This is a genomic window from Prosthecobacter sp. (assembly GCF_029946185.1).
Lineage (GTDB): Bacteria > Verrucomicrobiota > Verrucomicrobiia > Verrucomicrobiales > Verrucomicrobiaceae > Prosthecobacter.
Genome location: NZ_JAQSEA010000014.1, coordinates 1 through 8,649, shown reverse-complemented (window position 1 = coordinate 8,649; position 8,649 = coordinate 1). Strand labels below are relative to the sequence as shown.

Genomic DNA, 8,649 nt, shown 5'->3' with positions numbered 1-8,649 from the left:
CGCCACCGCTGCGAACTCGCAGCTCAATGCCTCCCTAAACAGCGGTTCCATTTCGGCAGCGGATCAGCGCCTTCTCGGTGGCCTTCTTCCCACGGATCAGCACCTCTCAGGCTATCCTGCCTCACTTGCTGACTCCTCCAGGCTGAATGAAATGCAGGCGGCTGTTTTCAAAGCGTACGAACAAAAGGAGGGGGTCGATCTGATGGGCGCACCGACCGTCACCACCAAGTCCGGGACGCGGGCCACGATGGTGGTGACGCGTGAGTTTGTTTATCCCGTGGAATCCATGAATGCGGAAGAGTTCACTCCGCGCCCGTCCTCCTTCAAATTCGAAAAGGAATCCGCCTCATCCATGAGATATGCGCATGCCGCGCCTGATGCCAGCGCCGCTCAGCCCGGCATGCTCCCCGGAGCGGGGACGATGATCGCCTCCGGCAGTGCGGCGGTGCCTGCGGCTCCTGTCGCCACTGTGATCAGTGGACCCACAAGCATCATGACGGGGAACTCCAGTAGCAACGTCGGCGCGCTGGTCCTGGCAGGTCCCAATACCTACAGCGGCACCACCACGATCAACGCCGGCACGTTGCAGGTGTCCAAGGGGGTGGCGATGCCGACCGGCGATGGCTTTGCGCCGACCGGTGAGGTCATCCTTGGAGCGAAAATGCAGATGAATCGCCGTTCTGGCGGGACGCTTGATTTCAACGGCGGCGCTGTTGCAAACGCGATGCCTGCTGCTGCGGCAGCCCCACCGCAGGTGATGAATCCCGTGCCAGCGGCGGCGGGCATGGTAGCAAATGCTTCATCTACTACGGGCACCAGCACTGCTGTCTTTGAAGCTCCGGTGGCACTTGTGCTTTCTCCTCAAGTGGTTGAGTTCGATGGCTTCGCCAATTACGGCGCTCCCATCTCGGGCACAAGTATGGGTAGCGGCGGAGTCATCAGCACCAGCGGCTCTGTGGGCGCGCAGCCTGCAGCGTCTTCGAAGCCCGCCATTGCCAGTGTCTTAGCAGATGCCCCGAGTGACCTGGCGGGAATGAGGAAGGAGGGCGAAGCTCTCACCAAGACCGGCGCAGGAACACTGACGCTGGGGGATTTAAACACCTACACGGTGAGCGGCAATGCTGCGGGAACTGCGGGTACGTTCAATTCGAGCACCAGCATGGATGCACTGGCGGCGACCCAGATGAAGAGGAATTTCACCACGGCCTATGACCCGCAGCGGTCCAAGATGCTGACCCAGGTGACTGAGACATGGGAAGACAAAGTTCCGGTGACGCAGGCAGGCAGTGTCCGCACGTACACGGATGCGAAGACGGATGATTTTTACTTTGGCAAGACTGCGATGCCTGAGGAGCCCAAGCCCGCGCCGCAGATGAAGGCGAACTCCGGCGAATCCTACACGAGCATCATCGAGAACGTGATGAAGGACGTGGCGCGCGAGCCTCTCTCCACGCTCTCCATCGATGTGGACACCGCCTCCTATGCCAACGTGCGGCGCTTCTTGAACCAGAACATGATCCCGCCGCCAGATGCGGTGCGCATCGAAGAACTGGTGAATTATTTCCCCACCGCAGAAGAAGGCCCCGCGCATGATGCCAAGGAACCCTTCGGCGTGCGTGTGGAGCTGGCCCCGTGCCCCTGGCAGCCCGTGCACCGGCTGGCACGCATCGCCATCAAAGGCCGCGAGATGGACAAAGACCGCAAGGCAAGCAATCTGGTCTTCCTCGTCGATGTCTCCGGCTCGATGAATGAGCCGGCGAAACTGCCGCTGGTGCAGCAGTCACTGCGCATGCTCACCGAGCAGCTCGGGGAAGGGGACCGCGTCACGATGGTGGTCTATGCCGGCAGCAGCGGTGTGGTGCTGCCCCCCACAGGTGGTGACAAGAAAGAAGAGATCCTCGCCGCGATCAATCGCCTCAGCGCCGGTGGCAGCACGCACGGCAGCGCAGGCATCAAGCTCGCGTATGAGCAGGCCGTGGCCGGATTCATCAAAGGCGGCGTGAACCGCGTCATCCTCTGCACCGATGGCGACTTCAATGTCGGCACCAGCTCGCCGGAGGAGCTCGAAAAACTCATCAGGCACAAGGCCAAGACCGGCGTCTTCCTCAGCGTGCTGGGCTTTGGCAGCGGCAATCTCAAAGACCGCACCATGGAAACCCTCGCCGATAAAGGCAACGGCAACTACGCCTACATCGACAGCCTCAGCGAAGCCCGCAAAGTACTCGTCGAGCAGATGAGCGGCACGCTCGTCACCATCGCCAAAGACGTCAAAATCCAGGTCGAGTTCAATCCCGCCGCCGTGCGCAGCTACCGCCTCATCGGTTATGAAAACCGCCTGCTGGCCAAGGAAGACTTCAATGACGACACCAAGGACGCCGGCGAGATCGGCGCAGGCCACAGCGTCGTGGCCTTGTATGAAATCGTCCCCGCCAATCTCCCCCCCGGCGCCGAGCCGCGCCCGCTGGTGGACGACTTGAAATACCAGGCCGCAGCGATCTCGCCTGCCCAGCTCGCCGCCGCCGCGAAGACCGGCGAGATGATGACCGTGAAGCTGCGCTACAAGGAGCCCGAGAGCGATCTCAGCAAGCTCATCGAGATGCCCACCAAGGACGAAGGTAAAACCCTCACCGCCAGCAGCGACGAATTCAAATTCAGCGCCGCCGTGGCGGGCTTCGGTCTGCTGCTGCGCGACTCCAGCTACAAAGGCACCCTGAGCTGGGAAACCGTCCGCCGCCTCGCACTCGATGGCAAAGGCACCGACAAGCAAGGCTATCGCGGCGAGTTCCTGCAGCTCATCGACAAAGCACGCGGCCTGAAGGAAACGCAGTAGCCCACCGAGGCAGGCCTTGGAAAGTACTCGGCAGCTTCAGCACGCTCTGAATCAAGGAGCCGGACTTGCCAAGTCCGGTTTGGGTATGGAGAGAGCTTTTAAATCATCAAACCTGGACTTGGCAAGTCCGGCTTCTTGGTCAAGGCCGCCACCCATTCAAAGTCATCAAACAGGCCATCAAATCCGCCACCTGCTGATATCGCAGCGCTTGGTGTGTCAGTCTTCTAGACCACGTCATGCTTCAAGAGAACACTTACCCTCGGCGCTTCCCCACTCTTCGGCACCCACATGGCGCGGTCCACGGCTTGGAAACTAAATGCCATTCATGCCAGGCATGAATGGCACTCGGTTAAGACCATGTTTCGTCCGCATTGCCGCCAGGCTCTCAGCACCAAAGGTGCGGCGGACTCAGCCCAGGGCGCGGCGAGGAACGAGCAAGCCCTGGGTGACCGCACCAGCCCTCCGGGCAGCAAACCCAGCGCCTTCTGCACAAACCGCGTCCGCCAGCAGCGTCCTCGACGCTCCTCCGCCGCCACCAGCGTCAGCAGGCTTCCAAGATCCATGATGGATGCCCTTAACCGACTGCCATTCATGCCAAGCATTTAGTCCCAGACTTCACACCGCAGAGGCTGAAACGCCGCAGAGTTTCCGCAGGCGAAAATGCGCTGGTTATTCCAGATTGCCGATGACGATGTATCCTGAGAAGTTCTTGGGGTTCTCAGACAGCTTGAAGCCTTGAATGACGAATTTGCTGTAAACCAACATTCCGTTCCCACCACGAGGTGTCTGCAAAAAGGTGAGTGGAGTCAGTTTGAAACCTAGAGTCAGGAGCTGCGGTTCCGCATCCTCGCGCTGTTCAGCTCCGAAGGCCACATAGACAACGCCTGGGCGTATCACATCCACCATAAAGCTCTGCGGGAGTCCGCCCGTGGTGATGTTGAAATTCAAGTCCTCCAGGTAGGGGGGGGGGCATTGGCCCACACATAATCTCGGTTCAGGTAGCAAAGCTCTCCAGAGCGCAGGATTTTCGACTGACCGTCCGGGATGTGGCAGGTGGCCAGTTGCATGTTCGCCTGCTCTTTTTTTGCAGCCTCTGCGGCAGGAATGTCGCCTTTGCGGGTGTAGTCCTTGGAGAGATTCACCAGCGCTGTGTACTGGTTTTTGAACAGGGGGCCGAGGCGGCGGATCACCTCAGACTCATACTTGGCCACCTCTGTGACATAGATGCTCCTGAGCTTGCCAAACATAGGCGTCGGTTTTTCCACTGGGGCGGTCATCCGCGTACCATCAACTAAATGCCAGGCATTTAGTTTGACTGTCTCGCATTCATTGTCACTTTCACCCACCATGAAGCCCGCCCAAGCCACTGATCCTCAGGCCATCCCGCTGGAAGAACAACTCGTTGGCGTGAATGCGAAAACCGGCCTCTACCCCGGCGCGCGTTCGTGGTCCGGTGGCAGGTTTCGCATCCTCGGCAAAGGGCCTCTGGAGTCCTATTGCTACCACGTCATGTCACGCACCTGCGGCGGCGAGGTGCTGTTTGATGACGTAGAGAAAGAAGCGCTGCGCCGCGTGATCTGGCGCATGGCCGAGTTCTCCGGCATCAAGGTCGTGACTTACGCACTCATGCACAATCATTTCCACCTGCTCGCCGAGGTTCCGCACCGCGACACCTGGCTGCAGCGCTTTGACGGCCCCCACGGCGAAGCCAAGTTGTTTGAGCATCTCCGCACGCTGTACAGCCGCGCGTATCTCGGGCTGCTGCGCGATGAACTCGCCGATCTGCGCTCACGCGGCATGACCGTGGTGGCCGCGCAGCGGGTGGCCGCGCTCAAAAAGCGCTTCTGCGATCTCTCCTTATTCGTCAAAGAGGTGAAGGAACGCTTCAGCCGCTGGTTCAACAAACGGCGCGGGCGCAAGGGCACGCTGTGGATGGACCGCTTCAAAAGCGTGCTCGTCGAAGGCAAAGGCGAGCCGCTGCGCACCATGGCCGCCTACATCGATCTCAATCCCGTGCGCGCCGGTCTGGTCAAAGATCCCAAGGACTACCGCTGGTGCGGCTACGCGGAGGCCCTCGGCGGCAGCCGCAGAGCGCAGCGCGGTCTGTGCAAGGCTCAGGGCAAGCCAGTCGATGGTTGGAAAAGCGCGGGTGCTGCGGCGGCATATCGCTGCCTGCTTCACGCCGAAGGGCGCGAGGTGAAGGATGCACAAAATGAGAAGGTGGTGCGGCGCGGTGTGACCGTGGAGTCAGTGCGCGCCGTGCTGGCGGAGAAAGGCAAACTCAGCCCGGCGGAGATGGTGCGGCTGCGCGTGAGATATTTCAGCGACGGCGTGGTGCTGGGTAGCAGAGAGTTTGTGGAAGACATCTTTGCGACGCAGCGGGAGCGCTTCGGTCCAAAGCGCAAGCACGGGGCCAGGCGCATGACGGAATCAGACTCGCCGTTTTACACGCTGCGCCACCTGCGCTTGAAGCCAGTTGAATGAAGTCTTGGCTGCACCCCTTTCCGCCGAAGCCATCCGAAAGTTCAGGCAGCGCGACTTCAGCAGGGATAAGCAAAAAATCTCCGCGCAGTGCGCTGCGGAGATCCTCATTGTTCGTCCCCGAACTCCGCAAAGTACTCACAGAGCTTCAGCTCTCTCTGGAAGGCGCGGAGCTTACCAGAACGAGCTAAAGCTCAGAAGCACTTTTCCAGAACGAGCTAAAGCTCATCAGTACTTCACTCACTCCAGCCGCCTTACTAGCCCTCGGCACTCTCCCCGCTCTTCGGCTCCCGCACCAAGCGGTCCACCGCGTGCTTGGTGACGATGTTCCCCTGGGACTCACGGCCTCAGGATAGTAGTCTCGAACTTCAGTTCGTTCTGGGAGCTGCGGAGCTTCCCAGAATGAGCTGAAGCTCAGGAGTACTTTTCCAGAACGAGCCAAAGCTCATCAGTACCCCACTCACTCCGGCCGCTTTACGCGCCCTCGGCAGTCTCCCCGCTCTTCGGCTCCCGCACCACGCGGTCCACCGCATGCTTCGTGACGATGTTCCCTTGGGACTCACGACCTTTGATGGCGATGGAGTTGAAGGGGAAGGGGATCGTGACATTGCGCAGGTACAGCGCGGGCTTGAGATGCACGATGACGTTTTGCGCGTTGGAGGCCTCTTCGGTCTCGTGGCGGATGAAATACAGCACGTTGGAGCCAGGCGTGCCTTTGGTCAGCGCGTATTCCTTGTCGCGGGTGACGCCGCCGATGCGGAAGCGCTTGGCCATGAGGCTGCCCTGGCGGCCGTCGCGGTAGATCATGGTATAAACGGCTGCATCATCCTTTTTGAACAGGTTCACGTAGAGCGGGTTCTTGCCCACAAAGAACTTCGGCGCGGCCTTCGTCACCGTCATGGCACCCTCGCGGGTGAAGAAGAGCACGTCGTCCAGCGGCGAGCATTTGCAGATCGGGTCGCCTTCGCGCTTCAATCCGGTGCCCGCAAAGCCTTCCTTGGCGTTCAGGTACAAGGTCTCGCCCTGCACGATGACTTCCGCTGCGGCCACGCGGTCAAAGGCGCTGATGATGGTCTTGCGCTCGCGACCTGCGCCGTAGGTTTTCCTCAGCTCTTCAAAGTGGCGGATGGTGTACTTCGTGAGTCCCTTGAGGAACTTCTCCGCCTGATCAATCTCTTCCTCCAGCTCACGAATGTGCTCGTCGGCCTCGAAGGCGTTGAACTTCGAAATGCGCTTGATCTTGATCTCGGTCAGTCGCGCCACGTCGTCATTGGTGACTTCGCGCTTGAGTGCGCTTAGGTGGGGCTTGAGGCCCTTCCAGATCGCCTCCATCACCGCCTCCCACGTCTCGGCTTCTTCGATGCGGCGGTAGATGCGGTTCTCTATGAAGATCTTTTCCAGTGAGCTGAAGTGCCACTTCTCATTGAGTTCACCCAGCAAAATTCCAAGCTCTTCGCCGAGGATCTTTTTCGTGTTCTCCGCGCTGGATTTCAGCAGGTCGTTCACATTCATGAAGCGCGGCTTGTCGTCCTGAATGACAACGGCGTTCGGTGAGAGTGAAATCTCGCAATCCGTGAAAGCGTAGAGCGCCTGAATGGTCTGATCGGTGTCCGTGCCCGTAGGCAGCTGCACCACGATCTCCACCTTGTCGGAGGTGTTGTCATCCACGCGGGCGATCTTGATTTTGCCCTTCTCATTGGCCGCCACGATGCTGTCCATCACGCCGCCCGTGGTGGTGCCAAAGGGGATCTCGCTGATGATCAGGATGTTCTTCTTCGCACCTTCGTCGATCTTCGCCCGCACGCGGATCCGGCCGCCGCGCATGCCGCCATTGTAGTCGCTCGCATCCATGATGCCGCCGGAGATGAAATCGGGCAGCAGATTGAATGCCTCATCCCGCAGCGCGGCGATGCTGGCATCGCACAGCTCAATGAAATTGTGCGGCAGAATGCGGCAGGACAGACCCACCGCGATGCCTTCCACGCCCTGCGCCAGCAGCAGCGGAAACTTCACCGGCAGCGTCACCGGCTCCTTGTTGCGGCCGTCATACGAGGCCGCCCACTCGGTCACCTTCGGGCTGAACACGACATCCAGCGCAAATTTGGAAAGCCGCGCTTCGATGTATCGTGGTGCCGCCGCGTTGTCGCCCGTCAGCGTGTTGCCCCAGTTCCCCTGCGTGTCGATCAGCAGGTCCTTCTGGCCCAGCTGCACCATGGCATCGCCAATGGAAGCATCGCCATGCGGGTGGTACTTCATCGTGTTGCCCACCACGTTCGCCACCTTGTTGTACCGGCCGTCTTCCAGCTCATCCATGCTGTGCAGGATGCGGCGGTGCACCGGCTTCAGGCCGTCATTGATGTGCGGCACAGCACGCTCAAGGATGACGTAGCTGGCGTAATCGAGAAACCAGTCACCATAGAGGGTGTCCACCGGCTTGTGCTCCACCGGGGCGGCAGAGGGCAGGATGGGGGAGAAGGCTTCTTCAGCGGATTTTTTGGAGGACTTTTTGGCCACGGCGAAAGGGGGGAGGGAACAGGGGTGGCGAGAATAGGCAATGCCGGGGCGAGTGCAAGGACTCGCCGCGCCGAAGGCCGGACTATCAACCGCCGCCAAATACTTCGCCCAGCCATAAAGCCTTCACAATCCATTGAATAGCCGACGCTTGGGCCGGTTTTAGCTCCCAGCCTTAAAAAAGCCCGCATGAATGATTCGCGTAATTGCGCAGGCGTCAGGCGCTTTCAATGATTCGGCACGCCACCGGCCAGCGATCATAATGAATGCCATGAGGCAGGAGAAAATGACGGATGCTTTCCGCATCGATCCTGTAGCACTTCATCCACCCGCAGGCCGATCCATTCGTTAGCGGAAAACGGCACACGCAGTTTTCAAAGAAACGGCTTATGGCGCGCGGACTTGAGTCCGCTGCAGGTCGTCCGCGTGGTGCTTGTGTAGATTCGCGCTGAATACCGCAAACACGGTGACGCTCGGTGTGGCGAAAGTAGAATGCTCAAGCGGAGCCCATGGGTGCGGCGGCATGCAGCCCGCTTCGCCAAGGCTACGAAGGCCAAGACGTACTCAAGTCTGCACTCCTCGGAACGCATCGTGCCAGACGCTGAATTTGACGGTGCCACCGCTTAACCGAGTGCCAATCATACCTGGTAGTATCGCGGGCTGTAGGCCCGCCGGAGTCAGCCCAGGGCGCCGGAGCGCAGCGACAAGCCCTGGGATTCTGACTCATGGTTTTCTTTCCAAGGATGCGCTCTGAAGGAGCGCGGGAAATGCGGCGCGACCGCGCAGGATGTTCTGCCATGCCAGCGCGCTGTGAGGCGTGCGCTCCC

The 8,649-nt window shown here is 60.1% G+C and carries 5 protein-coding genes; 2 read left to right on the top strand and 3 right to left on the bottom strand.

The window, feature by feature from the left end:
• The coding region (locus tag PSV43_RS00945) for a von Willebrand factor type A domain-containing protein (RefSeq protein WP_300192752.1) at positions 1 to 2,830 on the top strand (2,830 nt) is incomplete at its 5' end.
• Positions 2,831 to 3,499: 669 nt separating this feature from the next.
• Here the strand turns inward: PSV43_RS00945 and PSV43_RS00940 are convergent.
• Both PSV43_RS00940 and PSV43_RS00935 read right to left on the bottom strand, forming a co-directional pair.
• On the bottom strand, positions 3,500 to 3,778 hold the full coding sequence (locus tag PSV43_RS00940; protein WP_300192750.1) for a hypothetical protein: 279 nt from the start codon (positions 3,776 to 3,778) through the stop codon (positions 3,500 to 3,502).
• Positions 3,775 to 4,107 (bottom strand): hypothetical protein, encoded by a 333-nt coding sequence (locus PSV43_RS00935; protein WP_300192748.1) that lies wholly within the window; start codon positions 4,105 to 4,107, stop codon positions 3,775 to 3,777. The genes PSV43_RS00940 and PSV43_RS00935 overlap by 4 nt, the downstream gene beginning before the upstream one ends.
• Positions 4,108 to 4,177: 70 nt before the next feature.
• Between PSV43_RS00935 and PSV43_RS00930 the strand changes: the two genes are divergently transcribed.
• Positions 4,178 to 5,314, top strand: a complete 1,137-nt coding sequence (locus tag PSV43_RS00930; RefSeq protein WP_300192746.1) for a transposase — start codon at positions 4,178 to 4,180, stop codon at positions 5,312 to 5,314.
• 471 nt (positions 5,315 to 5,785) lie between these two features.
• On the opposite strand, the gene PSV43_RS00925 is transcribed toward PSV43_RS00930, so the two are convergent.
• Positions 5,786 to 7,777 carry a DNA gyrase/topoisomerase IV subunit A gene (locus PSV43_RS00925; protein ID WP_345784640.1) on the bottom strand — a complete coding sequence of 664 codons (1,992 nt, stop codon included), beginning with the start codon at positions 7,775 to 7,777 and terminating at the stop codon, positions 5,786 to 5,788.
• Positions 7,778 to 8,649: the final 872 nt, after the last annotated feature.